The organism is Candidatus Profftia tarda (assembly GCF_904848675.1).
GTDB classification, from domain to species: Bacteria; Pseudomonadota; Gammaproteobacteria; order Enterobacterales; family Enterobacteriaceae; genus Profftia; species Profftia tarda.
Window position 1 is genome coordinate 953,649 of record NZ_LR890047.1, and the last position, 20,179, is coordinate 973,827.

The window sequence follows — 20,179 nt, forward strand, 5'->3', positions numbered from 1 at the left end:
TAAAATATAACCATATTAATTAATATTAAAAAATTTACCACTCAGCTATAATATACTAAGAAACTAGATCAATAATCTAAAAATTCTTTATAAGCATTTGATTAAACTTCTTTTCAAAAAGAAAACGCAGCCTTAAATTCAGCACAACAAAAATTTATTCTAGTCTTTTTAAATAAATAAATTCATAAATAACACAAGAAATAGAAAGAGAAATATATAAAAAAATTTTTTTAGATAAATCTCTAAAATTAGATCTGGGATATCTCTAATAATATTAACTAGGATGTTAATAAATATTTTAAATACTACCATCATAAATATATAAGAAGTAAAATAATTATGTCGGCTATTTATAGCTTTAGTACCATCAATAAAATATCTCATCTAGAAAGAAAAAGGGATCAAATGTCATTGATATTACCTAAACTCATTATAAAATAATGAGACATTTAAAACTAAAATAGTATAATATCCAAATAAATTTAGATCATGAGAAAGGATATGCAAGCTATCTAATAGTTACAGCGTATAGTATAAGTATAAATTCAGAGGATCTTTTCTACATTTAGTAAAATTACCCTATGCATAATGCTAGATGAACAGTACAATAAAATTAAGACCAAGAAAAATGTCTTGAACTGCTACGATATTTTATGAAAATTAGGCACTAATATATCCAAATACTAAAAGCGTGTTCTATTTCTTTTACGAAGCTGCCGAAAAAAATCACTTAAAATATAAGAACACTCTTCATCCATTTCTCCTGAAGTTATTTCAATCTGATGGTTTAGCCTGGGATGCTGTAAAATGTCAAATAAAGATGAAGCCGCGCCAGTTTTTGTATTACTAGCACCATAAACTAAACGCTTAATACGACTATGGATCATAGCTCCTGCACACATTACACAAGGTTCCAACGTAACATACAGGGTAGAATTTAACAGACGGTAATTATGCAATATTTTCCCACCCGCCTTCAAGGCTATAATTTCAGCGTGCGCGGTAGGATCGTGGCGATTGATAGTGCTATTCCATCCCCGCCCTATCAATTGATAGTCCAGCACCAAAATAGCTCCGACTGGAACTTCACCTTCATTCCAAGCTCGTTTTGCCATGATTAATGCTTCCTGCATCCAATAGTTATCATTTATTTTATTTCGTTTTCTCAGGGCATTAACCTCTTGTATTTAAATCAGTTATTATGAATTTATAATCAAATTATTTAATAAATACCTCAGAAAACTAGCTCCTTTATATTTTAATGTTAGTAACATAATTTATGAAATCTTGCCTCGCCTATGTCCTGATCTATCACGAAGCATAACATAGCTTCCTAACACTAAGATAAGAGATAAAAATAGCAAAATAGTTGCAAGTGCATTTACAACAGGAGAGACGCCAATTTTAATCATCGAATAAATTTTTAACGGTAGAACATCATAGGTAGGACCACTTACAAATGAGGAAACCACGACATCATCCATTGAAAGAGTAAAACTTAGCAACCAACCTGCTATAACTGCAGGCATAGCAAGTGGTAAAATTATTTTTCGCAAAATAATTACTTCGCTAGCTCCGAGATCTTTAGCTGCTTCCAATATACGTACGTCGAACAATTTCAACCTAGAATATACGGTGATTACTACAAAAGGCAAGCAAAAGGTAATATGTGAAAACAATAAAGACCAAAAACCCAAAGAAATACCGATCACAATAAAAAATACCAGTAAAGAAATTGCCATAACGATGTCTGGTGATATCATTAATACAAAGAGCATGCTACTAATAAAAGGCTTACCGCGAAAATTATAACGGAAGAGTGCTATGGCCGTTAGTGTACCAATAAATGTTGCAAAAGTAGAAGAAAGTACTGCCATGGTAATAGAATTACCGGCCGCCTGAAGAAGTGTATCATTGTTGAGCAACTTTGAGTACCAATATACAGTAAATCCCTTCCATTGAGTCCCAAAACGAGAAATATTGAATGAATTGAATATTAAAATAATAATAGGAATATAGAAATAAGCGTAGACTGTGAATATAAATCCAAAACGTAACAGGCGTCCTACCACTAGAGTTCCACCTTATTGTTAATTAATTTTCCAACACGATAATAAATATATAGTAGAAATCCCATAACTAGAGTTAAGCATATACTAGTAGCTGAACCAAAAGGCCAATCAAGAATGTTTAAGAACTGACTTTTTATTACGCTACCTATTAATAGGTTATTTGCTCCGCCCAGAAGATCTGAAACGTAGAAAAGACCCAAAGCTGGCAACATAACTAGCAATGAGCCTGCGGCAATTCCCGGAAGTGTTAATGGAAGAATAATTCTTATAAATATCTGTAACTTGCTGGCACCCAGATCGCGAGCTGCTTCTAGCACTGCTTGATCAAGTTTCTCAATGCTAGAATATAGCGGCATTACCATAAAAGGCTGCATAATATAAATCAATCCAAGAATAACCGCTTCAGGCGTATACATGATTCTTAGAGGAATATCTATAATTCCAGTCCATATAAGAAACTCATTAAGATATCCTCGTGTACTTAAAAATATTTTTAATCCGTAAATGCGAATTAAAGAATTAGTCCATAACGGTACTATGATTAAGAATAGTAGAAGAGGACGCACTCTATTTGGCAACCGGGACAGAATAAAAGCAAAAGGATAACCTATCATTAAACAACAAAATGTAGCAAGAAAAGCCATATTTAGCGAGTGCAATAATATTTGGGCATACAACGGATTAAATAAACGTGTGTAGTTATCTACAGAAAACACCGGTTTTACTAAAGAGGCATCATCACGAGTCATAAAGCTAGTTACAAGAATCATCAAATTAGGAATAAAAACGAATAGGACAAACCAAGCAAGCACTATGATTATAGAAATTTTTTTAAAATAATTGAGCAATTTATTCATCAGCTAATACTACTTCCCAACTTTCTACCCAAGTCACCGACATTTTTTGATTCAATGGATGATCCACATCAGGATCATCTTCGTTAAAAAATTCGCTTACTAAAACTATCCTACCGCTTTCTAGTTCAACGGTAGATTCTAGAGTCATCCCTTTATAGTTACGTTCGCGCACGTAACCTATGATTCCGTCAAACTTCTCACTAGAATGCATTTCTTCAACACGCAAATCTTCAGGGCGTAGTAATACATTTAACTTATCTCCTGCACTTACTTTTATCGCTGCGTTAACGTAAATATTGCAATCACGTCCTTCAATACTGGCTCTGACACGGTGCTCATCAATACGATGCAAAACTTTGGCATGAAAAACATTAATCTCACCAATAAACTTAGCAACAAACAGATTTTTAGGATCCTCGTAAATTTCACGCGGCGTACCATCCTGTTCTATTTTTCCAGCACGCATAACTACTATACGATCTGACATCGTTAGCGCTTCTTCCTGATCGTGAGTAACAAAAATAAATGTGACTCCCAAATTACGCTGCAAAGCTTTGAGCTCATTCTGCATCTGCTTGCGTAGTTTATAATCTAGACCTGACAGAGATTCATCTAATAGAAGAACCTTGGGGTTATTTACTACAGCACGCGCAATAGCAACACGCTGCTGCTGACCACCGGATAGTTGGTGGGGCTTACGTTGTGCGCAATCTTCTAATTGCACCATGCATAGGGCCTCCAAAGCTCTCGGTAAAATTTCAGACTTTGGTCTTTTTTGCATCCGTAACCCGAAGGCTACATTTTCGAGCACGCTCATATGAGGAAATAGAGCGTAACTCTGAAATACGGTATTAACATGGCGATGCTCTGCTGGAAAATGAGTTATATCATCACCATCTAAAATTACTCTTCCGTCATCTACTTCTTCTAGCCCAGCAATAAGACGCAAAACAGTTGTCTTACCACAGCCAGAAGGTCCTATAATTGTCAAGAACTCTCCATGATTGATAGTAAGATCAAATCCATTGATAATATTTTTTCCATCGAAAGATTTTTTGATGCCTATCAAACGCACTACAGGCTTTGATTCCGAATTGTGATCTAGATAGGATATCTCTGTCATTGATTTTGTTACTCTATCTTATTGCTTATTATAGATAGAAAAGTCACTGAAAATACCAGCGAAATAGACTAATTGAAATTATATTTGGAATAGTTAAAATTATAATAATTTATATCTACAGATATATTATAATAAGTAAATTTATTTGTTTGCTATTATCATAATTATATAACTTAGCATAAGTTCATGATTTTTGAGTATCTTGTAGGGCAACTGCTCTAATCAAAAATTTAGGTCAGCATAATAGACTGTGTTCAGTGTAATTCAGAAAACATCTGAATATATTTTACTGTCTATAATTATATTTCAGCTTAAACAAAATAGTTTTGTGAAAATAATACATATTGTAAAATACTTTTCCTATGATCATTACATATTTCTTGTCAGGGCTTTGAAACTAGTCTTTATGTAAAATATATAAAATATTTTCTAATACAATATATCTAGAAAATCTACAATAACAAGATCTTACCTCATAAGTAATAAAGTTTTCTCAAAACTTATTATATAAATATATAGACATATTGCATAAATAAAGTCTAAAAATAAAATTATTATATCTTAATCTTCTAGAATAGAATTTTTTAAAAATAATTATTTTAATAATATACTAATATGATAATAAATTTTGCAGATCTAGCAAGTGACCAGAATACTTATTTTTTATTACAAATTAGTAATATATTAAAATTTGCTAGTCGTATCGAAATATCTATTCCGGGCCAGTATAATAATCTTTTAGTGAAAAGGTGTATAAAAAGGAATCACTAAAACCAAATATTTTTTAATCATCTTTCAGAGAAAATAAACTATAATAGCAATTTACTGCGCTACTCTAGTTGAATCACAGTATATTAGTAACAGAGAATTTTTGATTGAGTCAATATCATAAATACTAAAAAATTGTTTAACTTTTTAATTAATATCGACTGACAGAAAATATGTGATACATTTACTTATCTAGATTAATATCAGTAAAAAGATATTTAAAACTAAGTCTCTCTCAAATATGTAAATACGGAAATTCAGCTTAATACCTAATATTTATCTACGTATTTAAAAGAAAAAATTGGTGAAATAGAGCGCAATTTAAATATAATAAACAAATAGTGTTAAACTATTTAAAGCTGCGCTCATATCTTGATACACCATTTAAAATTGGATATATATCAAAGATATACTTGCAACTATTAACAATGAATTTTATGATATCGCCCCATAAGAAAAGAAGCTTTTTAGAGGATTAATAAAGGTATCATTATATATTAAACCTAGTTACTTTCAGGATAGATATTTTTTAGAATTATATGAATAAAATATCTAGAGTCACTCTAGAATCTTCTTGCTTTAAAATTAATCTACTCCTTATTAACCAAAACTTAGGCAAAATAACTTAAAGAAGTTCTTGATTAATAGAAGCTGCCCTTAAACACAAAGGAAAAATATATCTAGCGGATACTATGGATAAAACAATTTGTTTTTCTTACAAGTATCTGGAGCATCTTTATAAAAGATGCCTTGTTATATTTATTGATTAAACAACTTCCCGATCAAATAACTCTCTTTAAAACTAATGCAGCTATTGATAGAATGTAATTCTAATAATGTTAACTTTTAAAAAAGAAAGTAAATATTTTCCTAAATAATGATGCTTATTCAAGAGATAAAAGGTTTAATTATTAATAAAATCAGTTTTTAGACGTGATCATATAAGTTAACAGAATTAGATCTTGTCAATCTTGTATAAGAATTGCATTACTCAACGTGACAAAGAAAACCCGCAATAATAGAGATAAAATAGAATAAAATTGAATTTAGAGCGTAAACTTTCATGGTTCTAATATGAGCAGCATGAGCACTAAATATTATGCTTTCTAATAGTTCATTTGTAAATATCTTGTTAAGATTTTAGTAGATAGTATCATTATACAATAACGTGAATTAGTTAAAAAAGAAATATTTATTCTGTTATCATATTTAATAGACAAATAAAAACTGATTGTTTTAGTTATAATTTGACACATAACGCAACTCAAAGGATGCAAGAATTTACCAATATTTATTATTTTAAAATAAATCAGGATATAATAATTTTAAATAATAAGTATGCTCTAAAGAACTAAATTATGACTTATATGTAATATTTGATACTAATGCTTACCTTCCTCTTGAATAAAAGATAAGTATTATTTCATCGACATACAAGTTTAGAGTAACCTATTAATATACCCTAGGGATCTGTCCTAAAACTAAAACATATGCTTTATGTAGAATATAGGGATCGGCAAGCTATAGATGTGTTCTACTGGATAAAATGAGCATCTTATCTCTACCTTTATGACTAAATATATAAATAAATACTATCAGTAATAACTATGAATTTCATATTTTAAGTATCACACAACAAGGATGTCTTATTCATTATTTCTTTTACTATAGATCTTATCCTATCAATTATATATGGCAATGCTCATCATAATATTTACTAAACTTTAATGCATGCAACAACCTTAAATAAGGTCAAAGACTTTAAATTTATTATCATTATATTTATTGAATACTATACACACGCTTCCTAAAAGCTATTCTTACAGAGATGATACTATCAAATTTATTTAATCTTATTATATTGCAATTAGATTCATAAAATATGCTTAAATAACTCACTGTAGTATCATGTCTTATAATATCCTGTTATCATAAGAGGTCATGCAATGTAAATTAAGGTCTCTTCCTTTAAATACAATAATCCTTACTCATAGCCGTAGAATTGCTATATTAATGATATGTATCTAAAAATAGCTTGATTAGAATGATTTTAAGAAATCTTCTAATAGTATTTCACCAAAAACGCGTAATATTCCTTTTGTATTCCATTTTTATAGAAGTTTTTCTCTATAAAAAGAAGCATATAAGTTTATAAAGAAGATTAATGTAAGATACTGCTAAAAATTATAAGATAGTATTAACCTTATTTGTCGGATGCATTTGTCGTATATTGGGTATTTAGTTAGCATTTTTATTTTAATTATTTAAGATCAGCATTATCCTTTTATTTTTCAGATTAGTCTATCATACATCTAAGTCATATTAAGAGATATAAAATATGTATACTATTGAAGCAACTACACGCAAAGAACAAGGTAAAAGCTCTAGCCGCCGCTTGCGTACTATTGGTAGGTTACCTGCGGTTATTTATGGTGGCAAGGAAGAGGCAATATCCGTATCAATAGAACATGATATTATTTGGAACATGCAAGAGAAAGAAGATTTTTACAAAAAAGTAATTTCTTTAATAATTGATGGTAAGGAACACAGAGTTAAAATACAAGCTGTTCAGCGTCATGTCTTTAAGCGTAGATTAACTCATATTGACTTTTTCAGGTGTGCATTGCCGCAGTAATGAACTGTGTTTATAATCTAACTACTCAAAAACTTTGCGTTAATTAATTATAATTTAGTAAATATTATGATGAGCATTGCCATATATAATTGATAGGATAAGATCTATAGCAAAAGAAATAATGAATAAGACATCCTTGTTGTGTGATACTTAAAATATGAAATTCATAGTTATTACTGATAGTATTTATTTATATATTTAGTCATAAAGGTAGAGATAAGATGCTCATTTTATCCAGTAGAACACATCTATAGCTTGCCGATCCCTATATTCTACATAAAGCATATGTTTTAGTTTTAGGACAGATCCCTAGGGTATATTAATAGGTTACTCTAAACTTGTATGTCGATAAAATAATACTTACCTTTTATTCAAGAGGAAGGTAAGCATTAGTATCAAATATTACATATAAGTTATCACCTATTTATATATTAAAATGCATATTTTACAATGATGTTATAAAAAAATAATAAAAGATGGGGTACCAAAATTCTGGAGGATAAATGCAATCATCCTGTAAAATACGTCTAGTATAAAGACATCATAAGACATAAAATAACGCATGCACTTATTGATTACTTAGCGGTATCAGTGACCCAAATATTTCAATCTATTTTATATAACTTGTCCTTAGCTAGTTTAATTAAACAGAAATATCATACTCATAGTGTTATAAGATGTATTTCCCAAGATAATAATATAAGAAGCATAGTTCCTCTAAAAACTCGGCAGATTAATACTATTAAGAAAATAGTGATGGATTAGAACAACACTTAATAACAAATAAATTTCTGGAAAATACTTAGGCATGTAAAAGAAATATGCTCATTCTTCGTCCCCCTTATTATAATTGATAATATCAGGGAATATTTTCCCATTAAATCCTACTGAATAGCTAACTGATCTGAAAGAGTATTTAAATATTTAGGGTAAAAATGCATTAAATAAATATCATGACAAATTTCTTTTATTAAAAATATTATACTACTCAAGATATATTTCCCGATCCTAATGGATTTAATAAGCACCAGGAAATAATAAAATTTATATCTAAAATATACTAGTAATTATCGTATTGATATATCGTTGTAAACGAATAATAAACATAAATTATTTAATCTGCTTTAATAGACTATTATAATCTATAATAGCGTATCATTATTTATGCAAATGACTAGTGTATGCGAAATTGATTATTTTTTATTAAAAAATAGGCTTACGCCGAATGATATGTAATAACTTTAGTCTAACGAATCATTTCAAAGAAGATTAACGGTCTATCATGCATGAGATAATAACATCTACATTAGATAATCGAAATCATACTACTGACCGTATCCGGAGTTTTGTTTGCCGTCAACGGCGTCTTACCAAGAAACAACAATTTGCTATATATAATTACTGGCCAATGATTGGTGTGAATTTTCAACATCATGCACTAGATCTAATTTCATTATTTGGACGTGAAGCACCTACTGTACTGGAAATAGGTTTTGGTACGGGATTGTCTCTTGTCACTATGGCAGAACAGCATCCAGAAAAAAATTTTCTTGGAATTGAAGTTTACTATCGAGGAATTGCTGCATGTTTAGCGGCTGCTCATCAAGCGAACATCACTAATCTGCGTGTAATGCATCACGATGCAATTGAAGTTTTAGATAAAATGATCTCAAGGCAATCCTTGGACATGGTTCAATTGTTCTTTCCAGATCCATGGCCGAAAACTAGGCATCATAAGCGTCGAATTGTACAGACGATCTTTGCTCGGCAAATAAAGAGCAAGTTAAAATTGGGAGGATTTTTCCATATAGCAACTGACTGGGATAAATACGCTGAACACATCTTAGAAGTGATAAATAATATACCAGGTTACAAAAATATGTCTTTATACAATACATACATTCCTCGACCTGATTCACGTCCGGTAACAAAGTTTGAACTACTTGGGCAAAATTTAGGACATGCTAACTGGGATTTGTTATTTAAGCGTATCTAATAGCTAAATAATACACTTATATATCATAAAAATTTTTAATGCACTTATTTAGTGACCAAATATAATATTTTATAAAAATAATATATATTTTTAATGTTAAATCCTTTGTAGTAGATTAGTATGGTGAATAAATTATTAGAAAATAATTATAACAAAATCATATCATCCTTATTTATAACAAAAATAATTTTTTGAATCAATATCCTCTAGGTACTAGATATTTTTCTAGCTAAGAGATATCTAGCATAGATATGCTATATCATATTCGTGATATAAATAATTAATATCAACCAACACAATCTTAACTACCGAATATTTAACAATCTATAACAAAACCATTATTTATACTCGAATAAGATTATCGCATTTACAAGATTAGGGAGATATGCAATATAACATCCGGTTTGTAACAGTGCATTCAAATTATTCTATCTCAGGCATGAAATCTTCAGAAATATACTGAGTTAGTCAATGAAAATTGAGATTCGAATAGACTAATTCTATTTTATATGCAAATAGGAACACAATTTTATAAAATCTATTTTATCACCTCAAACATGCTACAACAGTACATCCAGATTACATAAAATATATATTAAATAAAATAGTATTTACCTTTAAATTATTTTTTGATATATTACAATGGGCAATGTAATTGTTAATATATTTGACCTGATGCTACTATAATACTTTTCAAGTACCAGTATGAAATTAGATAAAAATAAACTAATCATTGCAATCATCAATTATGACTAGTAAACCTGAATAAAATTATCTTTCTTATGATTCACATGAGAGTAGCAATATATTGATTACTTTCAGAGTATATAATAACCTCTAGAATTATTATAGTTTTGAGGGTTCAAACATATTGATGTTATCTCTATGTATCTGTAAATTATTTCGTTCTAAATCGTATTAGCAAAAGATAAAAAGCTATACTGTATTATAGCTAAATCAAACGATACAGTAGGTATCATATTCATGATCATTAAAGATGATATACCTTTATTTTAAAATAAACATATCATTATTAGATACAGCATATATAGTGCATTTTCAGAATTTCCTTCATTATGAAAAATTAGCAAAAGAATGTAATGAGGCGAACAATACTACCTGATATAACATGCAAGAGATAGCCTATAATTATTTCTTATAGTATTACAGGATATCTTATGATTCTTAGTAAAACATCTCATAGGAGATGATAACATGAGTACATATAATCTTTTCCTTGATATATATTTTATACTTATATCAACTATCTTAAAAGATTAAAGACTAATGAATCATGCCGATAAAAGTTATTACTACAGATATATATGATTGATGATAAAGTAGTTTAAATTCTTATATATAGCTGCCGATGTACAATCAAAGACAATATTAACCGTGAACTATAATGATCATAGCTATATAAATTAATATGAATAACTTGCCATTAAGAAGATATGTTTCTTCTTGTCCTTAATAAGGGCTGCATGATCTACTTAATATAATCAATGATTAATATATTAAAAGCGAGGTTGTAAGCAGTAATGATTCATGTAAAAAATTTTAATATATTAATATGACTTTTGAGGAAATAGAAGTAATAGTATTAAAGAATAGCTAAATTTATCTTTCACAAAGAGAGTTACGCGACTTATCTTAATAAAATTCTTGTGAAACCAACTATTAATCATAGCTATACTTTTCAGTCATAATTAATGCTCTAAAATCGAGCAAGGCACATTTCTATTCCCTCTTGAAATTTATTAAAATAAATATTTTATCTCATAGAAAGTTGTAGAAAATTTAAGCATCTAGCAATTGTATGTTTTCTTATTACATAAAGATATCTGTTAGATAACATAAATACTGAGAATAATAAAAAATATTTTTGTTTTAATTAATTTAGAAGACTGCTTATCTACATATAAGGCTGAATCTAACATACTTAATATATCAAATATTATGAAACCCTTATTAGGAATTATTGAAATTTAAAATTACTAAAATCGAGTCAATATAGATGACACAATCGCCAATAGAATTAAAAGGTAGTAGTTTTACTATTGCGGTAGTCTATTTATACAATGCACAACCCGAGATAATACGTGAGGCATTAATTAAAAAAATTACGCAACCCCCCGCTTTTTTAAAAAATGCACCTGTTGTAATTAACATTACACACGTTCCTCAAGATGCAAATTGGCAAAAATTACAACATGCTATCAGTGAAGCAGGGCTTCATGTCATAGGCGTGAGTGGTTGTACTCATAAAGGTCTTAAAGACGCGATAAAGGATGCAGGTCTACCCTTGCTGAGTGAAGGACAAATTATTAAAAAAACAATGGCTCCTGTGAATTTGCCAGAGCAATGTGCATCAGTCAAAACACGTATTATCAGTACACCTATAAGGTCTGGGCAACAAATATATGCACGAGACTGTGATTTGATTATTATCAGTAGCGTAAGTGCTGGTGCTGAAGTAATAGCCGATGGAAATATTCATATTTACGGTATGATGCGCGGACGCGTTCTTGCCGGTGCTAGCGGAGATACATCCAGTCAGATTTTTTGTACACACCTTGCCGCTGAACTAGTATGTATAGCTGGTCATTATTGGCTGAGTAATCAGATCCCTAAAAAATTTTATGGACACCCCGCTAGACTCAATTTTAGTGATAACGCTTTAACTATACAATCTCTTTTACTATAGCCCTTCCAACAAGGAATCCAGATAAAATGGCACGCATTATTGTTGTTACATCCGGCAAAGGAGGCGTTGGTAAAACCACATCTAGCGCAGCTATAGCCACCGGATTAGCACAAAAAGGGAAAAAAACAGTTGTTATCGATTTTGATATAGGATTGCGTAATCTAGACCTTATTATGGGCTGCGAGCGCCGTGTAGTATATGATTTCGTGAATGTTATTCAGGGTGATGCAAATCTTTACCAAGCGTTAATCAAAGATAAACGCACAGAAAACCTTTATATACTTCCTGCATCACAAACTCGTGACAAAGAAGCATTAACTCATAATGGCGTAGAAAGAACTCTAAAAGATTTAGTTGATATGGATTTTGATTTCATTGTCTGTGACTCTCCTGCAGGTATTGAAACAGGTGCTCTTATGGCACTATATTTTGCCGATGAGGCGATTATCACTACAAACCCTGAAGTTTCTTCTGTACGTGATTCCGATAGAATTCTTGGGATTTTAGCTTCTAAATCTCGACGCGCAGAGCAAGGTGCAGAACCAATAAAAGAACATTTATTACTGACAAGATATAATCCAGGACGCGTTCTCAACGGCGATATGCTGAGCATCGAAGATGTACTTGATATTTTACGTATTCCATTAGTTGGTGTTATTCCTGAAAGCATATCAGTACTGCGCGCATCAAACCAAGGAAAATCTGTTATACTAGATCAAAAGTCAGATGCTAGCCAATCTTATCAAGATATGGTTGATCGTTTGCTAGGTGAAGAACGTGCATTCCGATTTATTAAAGAAGAGAAAAAAGGCTTCTTAAAACGCCTTTTGGGGATAAAACATGGCATTACTTGATTTTTTCTTATCGAGAAATAAACCAACAGCTAATATAGCCAAAGAGAGACTGCAAATTATAGTTGCGGAGCATCGACGTCATTACTGCGAACCACAATATCTCCCTCACTTGAAAAGAGATATTTTATCTGTGATTTGTAAATATATTCAAATTAACCCAGATATGTTAAAAGTACAATTTGAACAAAAGGGCGATGATATTTCAGTATTAGAGCTAAATATCACTCTACCTGAAATAGGAGAAGATGATAAATGACTATATCAGTCTAAATTTTAGAAGATAAAATATACCTCATATGTATTGTAAAGAACTTTTAATAAAAAAGATATAAATCTCGTGAGTTAAAAACCTTATAACTGAGATGAATAATTGATTACTATTCTCTACAATAATTACAATAAAGTATGCTTTTTAAATATCTATTTTCCATAAAAATATATTTTATATAGCATTTAGTAATTATGATATATTAAAATGCAAGATATAAGATTATCTCTTTTATGCCTAAACACAGTAAATAGAGCAAACTTCATGCTTCATCTTATATTAATAAGATAACTATATCTTGAGAAAACACCGTTTAGAACAGGTACTGTGATATCAATCATCACATGTATCATTTATATTACTCCGCTATTAATGAGCATACTTAATATCTTGCTTGATGATTCAGGAATACAAGAAGCAGGATAGTATCCACATACATGAATAAATATACACGCATTAAATGTATAAGATACTTAAACAAATATCTTTGATTATATTATCTTAAATATGAACAAAAAGTTCATCTTTTAGATGATATAAAATATATTGCCGTATTAAAATTAACCGAACATTAGTGTAGGAACAGATGCTCGAATGGCTTATAACTAAATGTATGAAGTCATTTACTTCAGTTTGAATAAGACTAACTATATATAATATAATTAGTTAGTAATATTATTACTTTTATAAGCAATTCACTTCTGCACTGGCGGCATACTATGCTGACCCATATACTCAGCAAGCTGAAATAAAATCTGTTCTACTAAACCTATGTTGAAATTATTATTTAATATACTTCCAGACCTCGGCAGGGATCTTGTCATAAAGCTTGTTCATCGTTATCTCTGCTAAACGATGATCAGATGCCGAGTAGAAAGTTTCTAGTTCATCGTTTGAAAGCTCATACTTATTTTTTTCTATTAGGCGCTCAAGAGTGTATAGTGTAGTACACTTGCGCAAACGCATAAGGTAATATTTTTTAGTCATAATAAGTTTTAATACCAAAGTAAAATGAAATACAGATAAGAGCATCTCATCTGCTCAATCATAGAAATACATACTTCTACTACTTTTAGTCAATAAAATTAAACTATAGAAAGACTATTTTCTGCATTATGTGATAATACGCTATCGATGCAATCCCAAATAACGGGAATTTTTATTAGGGTTAGTGCTATACGAATTAATTTTGATAAATCAGTCTAATGGTGCCATAAAGTCAGGTGACTATATCAATATTTGATATCTAAATGTTACAATTCTATTAATCAACATAGCTATAAGACAGAGTGATATACTTAAATTCATATATTTTTGGCCACAAGACCCTTTAATAAAACGCAAATATTGCGCCAATTTATAATCAATGACATAGGTTGTATATATTTTATTGATAATCACAAGTAATACAGTCTATAAAAGCCGCTTAGGTACTTAAAAAAAGTTCATGTAATTTTGATGTTAATGATCTAAAAATAGAGATATCCTTAGGAGCTATTAAAATCTACGTGATACCTGAAAATGAGAGCAGGTAGCTAATCAATAAACATAATTGTATTACTGAATAGAAGAACTTATTAAAACCCATATTTCTGTGTTACTTTATTAAAGTTTATTTACCATATAATACAAGTATAGTTGTAGAATTATTAATATTTTTTCTAAATTGACCTAACTAATTTAGCAATTACACAGTTACTTCCTAAATCTTGTACTGATTATGTCAATATATACTAGCAATGTTGCCTAACATTATTATAATTTTCTTGGATCTTATAAGCTAATAGTTGTTATAAATTTATATCAAGTGATAAAATCTGTAATATGAATTATTTTATCTAATTATCGTCTAATTATCAGGAGACACCAAAATTATGGTAGATAAGTTCAATATTCTGCTTTTAAACGGACCTAACCTTAATTTATTGGGCACGCGTGAACCAGATAAATACGGTAGCACTACGTTAAAGGAAGTTATTAATTCTCTAGAAGATACTGCTAAGATACTAAATGTTTCTTTGACTCATGTGCAGTCTAATATCGAATTTGAACTCATCGATCGTATTCATGCCGCAAATAATAAAAGCGATTTTATTCTTATTAACCCGGCGGCATTTACTCATACTAGCATAGCGATGCGAGATGCAATACTGGCAGTAAATATCCCCTTTATAGAAATTCATCTATCGAACATACATGCTAGAGAATCTTTCCGTCATCATTCATATTTTTCTGATATTGCTATTGGCATAATCTGCGGTTTAGGTATTAATGGATACACGTTAGCACTGCAAGCGGCAGTGAATTACTTAAAAATTAATTTAAAACATTACAATAGCCTGTATTAAAAATATTCTTGATCAAAAAATATCAGCCAATTCCCTAAGCACTTATTCTTTTCAAGATAACCCGAAAGATATGCAGTTATATAATAGGGTATAACGGTACATTACTCTTTGACTAGTACTTAGGTGATTTAATGTTATATACTCGATAATAATTTTTATAAATATCCAAAATATTATCTAAAGATATCAATAAGTCTTATACAGATGGTTCTGCTTATAATTAAAGCCACTTGCATAAGCTATTCTAAGACATAATAAAATTACGGAATTACACATGGATATTCGTAAAATAAAAAAACTGATCAGACTAGTTGAGGATTCTAGCATTTCTGAGCTAGAAATTGCTGAAGGTGAAGAATCAGTACGGATTAGCCGTACTACTGCACCTATCGCCTTACCAGTAACACAATCTTACTGTAAGAAAAATTCTACTGAAATATTACCAGCGGAAATTAGACACCATATTGTACGTTCTCCTATGGTAGGAATTTTCTATAGCAGCCCACATCCAAATTCAAAATCATTCGTTGAAGTTGGGCAAAAAGTGCATTTAGGAGATATACTATGTATAGTAGAGGCAATGAAAATGATGAACCATATTGAAGCGGACAAATCTGGTGTGGTAGCAGCAATTTTAGTGGAAAACGGTCAACCTGTTGAATTTGATGAGCCCCTCGTCCTGATAGAATAAGGAAGCGATTTATGCTAGATAAAATTATTATCGCAAACCGAGGAGAAATAGCGCTCCGCATTTTACGAGCATGTAAAGAACTGGGTATTAAAACTGTTGCAGTACACTCCACGGCTGATCGCGATCTAAAGCACGTTCTACTGGCAGATGAAACTATTTGTATTGGTCCTGCACCATCAGTGAAAAGCTATTTGAATATACCTGAAATAATTTCTGCAGCAGAAATTACTGGTGCAGTAGCTATTCATCCGGGTTATGGATTCCTGTCCGAAAATGCTGATTTTGCTGAACAAGTCGAGCGTTCTGGTTTTATCTTTATTGGTCCACGCTCTGAAACTATACGCTTAATGGGTGATAAGATTTCTGCTATTAACACTATGAAAAAATCCGGTATACCTTGCCTGCCAGGCTCTGACGGTCCATTAAGCGACGATATTTTAAAGAATAAAGCCATTGCTGAACTTATAGGATACCCAATAATTATCAAAGCTTCTTCAGGTGGTGGTGGACGTGGAATCCGTGTTGTTCGAAAACCTCAAGAACTCGAAAAGTCTATTAATATCATTAAATCAGAAGCTAAGGCATCTTTTGGAAATGCAACCATTTATCTAGAAAAGTATTTAGAAAACCCAAGACATATAGAAATACAGGTAATAGCGGATGAGCAAGGTAATGCAATTTCTTTAGGTGAGCGTGACTGCTCTATGCAACGTCGCCACCAAAAAATTATTGAAGAAGCTCCTCCGGGCATTCATAGATCACTCAGCTCTTACATCGGAGAACGTTGCTCTGCAGCCTGTATAGATATTAACTACCGCAGCGCAGGTACTTTTGAATTTCTATTTGAAAACGAAGAGTTTTATTTCATAGAAATGAATACCCGTATTCAAGTTGAACACCCAGTTACTGAAATGATTACTGGAGTTGACCTAATAAAAGAACAGCTACGCATAGCAGCCGGCTATCCTTTATCTGTAAAGCAGCATGAAGTTCAGGTGCACGGGCATGCAGTAGAATGTCGCATCAATGCTGAAGATCCTGATACTTGGCTACCAAGCCCGGGTAAAATAACGCGCTTTCATGCTCCTGGTGGATTTGGTGTTCGATGGGAATCTCATATTTATGCAGGCTATACCATACCTCCATACTATGATTCAATGATTGGCAAACTTATTTGTTACGGAGAAACACGAGACGTTGCTATCGCTCGCATGAAAAATGCCTTAGCAGAATTAATTATAGATGGAATAAAAACTAACATTAATCTACAACAAAAAATCATGAATGACGAGAATTTTCAAAATGGCGGCACGAATATTCATTATCTAGAAAAAAAACTAGAATTGCTTAAATAATTGATTAGTATTGCCTCTCTCTTTTAAGCTCAAATATCGTTATTAGTAATATATCACATAAATCCTCAAACTTTATAATCTTTATTATGCACATACCAGTTGATATTTCTATTGTAGAATATTCTATAGCCATTGATTCTGTTTATGAATAGAGAATCATAGATATGCAGATGCATCCAAAAATATGTTCTGCATAATTTCTATAATAAAACAATTTACTGTATTATTGTCTCATGCAGTATTTTATTTTTGACTAATCTGCTTATAACTTTTTCAGGTTACAGATCAAAATGATCATTTCTAGTATGAGATGTATTGCGTACTACCTGGAAAATACATATATATTTAAAATCTAAAATAACTTACTTTATCCTTTTAAGAGGATTATTCGGATATCTTTAATAGACAACATGTTTGTAGAAACAACCCATAGACTATGATAATTGTTCTGAACATGTAAATTAATATTTCATGAGTCTGTACTAAGAGTATCTAGTTATGTAATTTGACTCCTTCTTATACGCATTTTATCTAAAACTAATTAATATGCATTTGTTTTAAAAGTCAAGATTATGAGTAATTTTCATAAAATAAATTGTATAAAAAATATAGTTATAACTTAACAGGATTTTATCCAGAGCAATATTGATAAAAATTTGGTCAATCTTACACTAATATTATCAGATCTTTTCAGGATATATGATACTACAATACAGTATTTATATTCACAGATTTGTTTATTATATACATTCAGTAAGTTCATTAACATATACATAGAAGAGACCGCTAAGAGTATAGTGATAAGATGATTATATAAATTTATCTAAATAAATATTGATAATATTCGTTATGTAAAAGTGCTGCTGAGAGATAAAGTAAAATAATAAAAAATACGATATATAAATTTTAGTGGTATTTTAAATATATTATATTGTCTTTATGCCTTCTTCCGGCAGGCACTTATAAAAAATTTTCTTACAACGTAAGGGAATATATTTATCAGAATATATCACTTCGCATCTAATCAATGCTTTATTGAGCAATAATTTTAGGAAAAATAAGACGTTCGAGGTAAAATGAAGAAATATATTGCTTCACATTTATTTTTTTGATAGAGAGATATTCTAGATAAGATCCTTTAAAATCCTGACCTGAGTCTATAAAGTATAAGTCCAGCATGATTAGTCAAGACATTAACATTCTCAGGCCTTATCTACTGCATTGTATTATCTAATATAATACGGATAAGCTACAAAACAAATCGTTAAAGATCTTTCTTCTGATCCATTCCTAGAATAAATGAATTTTATTTTATATGACAATAAAATAAATTCTTAAGGTAATACCGATAAGCAACACTAAAAAATAAATATTAATACAGCAACATATTCTTAATTATAATTAAATGACGTAAAATTTATTATTTTTAACATCTTATGGATAAAGATGTAGTATGTTTGATGTAAATACAAAATACTTGCAACGATCAAAACTAAGATAAAAATAATATCATAAGATTCAGGAGCTAATTTTAATAAATACTATTTTTGTTTACGCGATAGTATTTATAATAACGATGCTGACAGGAGAACATTTATACTTAAAACCAGTTATAATTAACATTTTGGCATAAAACAATCAAACATATAACAACACAACTCAGATAAATAATCATAAGTTTTTATTATTAGTGTATATACTAATTAATACTTATCATGTTGAAATATTTCAAGTACATGAGCCTTCAAACTTATTTTTGCATCAATATTACATATAAATTAAATGCAAATTTAAAGCTCTATCTATGATAGGTGGAACCAAATTTGACTATTAAACTTATTGTTGGACTTGCAAACCCCGGTGCAATTTATGCTCACACTCGCCATAATGCAGGTGCATGGTTTGTCGACATGCTCGCGAAGCGTAATGGAACTTCCCTGAAAGAAGAAAAAAAATTTTATGGTTATACTGCTCTCATCAGGTTATTTGGTCAGGACCTTCGGTTACTAATACCGACCACTTTTATGAACTTAAGTGGCAAAGCAGTTGCTGCATTAGCGACTTTTTATCATATTCAGCCTGACGAAATTCTAATAGCTCACGATGAGCTAAACCTCCCTCCAAGAGTAATCAAATTCAAAATAGGCGGAGGTCATGGAGGTCATAATGGGCTAAAAGATATTCAGAATAAACTAGGTAATAACTCAGAGTTTTATCGTTTGCGAATTGGTATTGGTCATCCAGGAGATAAAAGTAAGGTTATCGGCTTTGTACTAGATAAACCATTAAATAGTGAGCTGAAGCTCATTGAAAACGCTATCGATGAAGCAATTAACTGTACTACAATACTAGCAAAAGAAGGCATAGATCAAGCGATGACCCGCATGAACGGATTTAAATCTATATCGCACCGATTAATTCAGAAGTCTTTTGTAGATAGATAACTAAAAATATACTTTTAATATCCAATAAATAGATATTTTATTGATTATTAAACAAATAAGG

Annotated in this window: 14 protein-coding genes; 9 read left to right on the forward strand and 5 right to left on the reverse strand. The window is 30.5% G+C overall.

What is annotated here, in order from left to right; genetic code table 11:
• Window positions 1-683 precede the first annotated feature (683 nt).
• From tadA to potA, 4 genes are all read right to left on the reverse strand, one after another.
• Window positions 684-1,115 (reverse strand): tRNA adenosine(34) deaminase TadA, encoded by a 432-nt coding sequence (gene tadA, locus KTT71_RS02690; RefSeq protein ID WP_246543826.1) that lies wholly within the window; start codon window positions 1,113-1,115, stop codon window positions 684-686.
• Window positions 1,116-1,277: 162 nt separating this feature from the next.
• Entirely contained in the window at window positions 1,278-2,072 is a 795-nt protein-coding gene (potC, locus tag KTT71_RS02695; RefSeq protein ID WP_216782321.1) for a spermidine/putrescine ABC transporter permease PotC, read from the reverse strand.
• A complete protein-coding gene (gene potB, locus KTT71_RS02700) occupies window positions 2,072-2,929 on the reverse strand; it encodes a spermidine/putrescine ABC transporter permease PotB (protein ID WP_216782322.1) in 858 nt (285 codons plus the stop codon). Before potB ends, potC begins: the two co-directional genes overlap by 1 nt.
• Window positions 2,922-4,052 (reverse strand): spermidine/putrescine ABC transporter ATP-binding protein PotA, encoded by a 1,131-nt coding sequence (gene potA / locus KTT71_RS02705; RefSeq protein WP_216782323.1) that lies wholly within the window; start codon window positions 4,050-4,052, stop codon window positions 2,922-2,924. Before potA ends, potB begins: the two co-directional genes overlap by 8 nt.
• Window positions 4,053-7,158: 3,106 nt before the next feature.
• Between potA and rplY the strand changes: the two genes are divergently transcribed.
• From rplY to minE, 5 genes are all read left to right on the forward strand, one after another.
• On the forward strand, window positions 7,159-7,455 hold the full coding sequence (gene rplY, locus KTT71_RS02710; protein ID WP_216782324.1) for a 50S ribosomal protein L25: 297 nt from the start codon (window positions 7,159-7,161) through the stop codon (window positions 7,453-7,455).
• 1,282 nt (window positions 7,456-8,737) lie between these two features.
• The gene (trmB, locus tag KTT71_RS02715) at window positions 8,738-9,451 is read left to right on the forward strand and encodes a tRNA (guanosine(46)-N7)-methyltransferase TrmB (protein ID WP_216782325.1); all 714 of its coding nucleotides are present in this window, start codon (window positions 8,738-8,740) and stop codon (window positions 9,449-9,451) included.
• A gap of 2,017 nt (window positions 9,452-11,468) precedes the next feature.
• Entirely contained in the window at window positions 11,469-12,158 is a 690-nt protein-coding gene (gene minC / locus KTT71_RS02720; RefSeq protein ID WP_216782326.1) for a septum site-determining protein MinC, read from the forward strand.
• A gap of 26 nt (window positions 12,159-12,184) precedes the next feature.
• Entirely contained in the window at window positions 12,185-13,012 is an 828-nt protein-coding gene (gene minD / locus KTT71_RS02725; protein WP_216782327.1) for a septum site-determining protein MinD, read from the forward strand.
• Window positions 12,999-13,268, forward strand: a complete 270-nt coding sequence (gene minE / locus KTT71_RS02730; protein ID WP_216782328.1) for a cell division topological specificity factor MinE — start codon at window positions 12,999-13,001, stop codon at window positions 13,266-13,268. Before minD ends, minE begins: the two co-directional genes overlap by 14 nt.
• 795 nt (window positions 13,269-14,063) lie before the next feature.
• Here the strand turns inward: minE and hha are convergent.
• Window positions 14,064-14,267, reverse strand: a complete 204-nt coding sequence (gene hha, locus KTT71_RS02735) for a hemolysin expression modulator Hha (protein ID WP_216782329.1) — start codon at window positions 14,265-14,267, stop codon at window positions 14,064-14,066.
• 887 nt (window positions 14,268-15,154) lie between these two features.
• On the opposite strand from hha, the gene aroQ reads away from it, so the two are divergent.
• From aroQ to pth, 4 genes are all read left to right on the forward strand, one after another.
• A complete protein-coding gene (gene aroQ, locus KTT71_RS02740) occupies window positions 15,155-15,628 on the forward strand; it encodes a type II 3-dehydroquinate dehydratase (RefSeq protein ID WP_216782330.1) in 474 nt (157 codons plus the stop codon).
• A 274-nt stretch (window positions 15,629-15,902) separates the two neighbouring features.
• Window positions 15,903-16,319 carry an acetyl-CoA carboxylase biotin carboxyl carrier protein gene (accB, locus tag KTT71_RS02745; protein WP_216782331.1) on the forward strand — a complete coding sequence of 139 codons (417 nt, stop codon included), beginning with the start codon at window positions 15,903-15,905 and terminating at the stop codon, window positions 16,317-16,319.
• A gap of 11 nt (window positions 16,320-16,330) precedes the next feature.
• Complete coding sequence (gene accC / locus KTT71_RS02750) at window positions 16,331-17,674, forward strand: acetyl-CoA carboxylase biotin carboxylase subunit (protein WP_216782332.1); 1,344 nt, start codon at window positions 16,331-16,333, stop codon at window positions 17,672-17,674.
• A gap of 1,823 nt (window positions 17,675-19,497) precedes the next feature.
• Entirely contained in the window at window positions 19,498-20,118 is a 621-nt protein-coding gene (pth, locus tag KTT71_RS02755; protein ID WP_216782333.1) for an aminoacyl-tRNA hydrolase, read from the forward strand.
• Window positions 20,119-20,179: the final 61 nt, after the last annotated feature.

Excerpts from the sequence above, each read along its gene's own strand:
- tadA (WP_246543826.1), bottom strand. The coding sequence starts at position 1,115 with ATGGCAAAACGAGCTTGGAATGAAGGTGAAGTTCCAGTCGGAGCTATT.
- potB (WP_216782322.1), bottom strand. The coding sequence starts at position 2,929 with ATGAATAAATTGCTCAATTATTTTAAAAAAATTTCTATAATCATAGTG.
- potA (WP_216782323.1), bottom strand. The coding sequence starts at position 4,052 with ATGACAGAGATATCCTATCTAGATCACAATTCGGAATCAAAGCCTGTA.
- rplY (WP_216782324.1), top strand. The coding sequence starts at position 7,159 with ATGTATACTATTGAAGCAACTACACGCAAAGAACAAGGTAAAAGCTCT.
- trmB (WP_216782325.1), top strand. The coding sequence starts at position 8,738 with ATGCATGAGATAATAACATCTACATTAGATAATCGAAATCATACTACT.
- minC (WP_216782326.1), top strand. The coding sequence starts at position 11,469 with ATGACACAATCGCCAATAGAATTAAAAGGTAGTAGTTTTACTATTGCG.
- minD (WP_216782327.1), top strand. The coding sequence starts at position 12,185 with ATGGCACGCATTATTGTTGTTACATCCGGCAAAGGAGGCGTTGGTAAA.
- minE (WP_216782328.1), top strand. The coding sequence starts at position 12,999 with ATGGCATTACTTGATTTTTTCTTATCGAGAAATAAACCAACAGCTAAT.
- hha (WP_216782329.1), bottom strand. The coding sequence starts at position 14,267 with ATGACTAAAAAATATTACCTTATGCGTTTGCGCAAGTGTACTACACTA.
- aroQ (WP_216782330.1), top strand. The coding sequence starts at position 15,155 with ATGGTAGATAAGTTCAATATTCTGCTTTTAAACGGACCTAACCTTAAT.
- accB (WP_216782331.1), top strand. The coding sequence starts at position 15,903 with ATGGATATTCGTAAAATAAAAAAACTGATCAGACTAGTTGAGGATTCT.
- accC (WP_216782332.1), top strand. The coding sequence starts at position 16,331 with ATGCTAGATAAAATTATTATCGCAAACCGAGGAGAAATAGCGCTCCGC.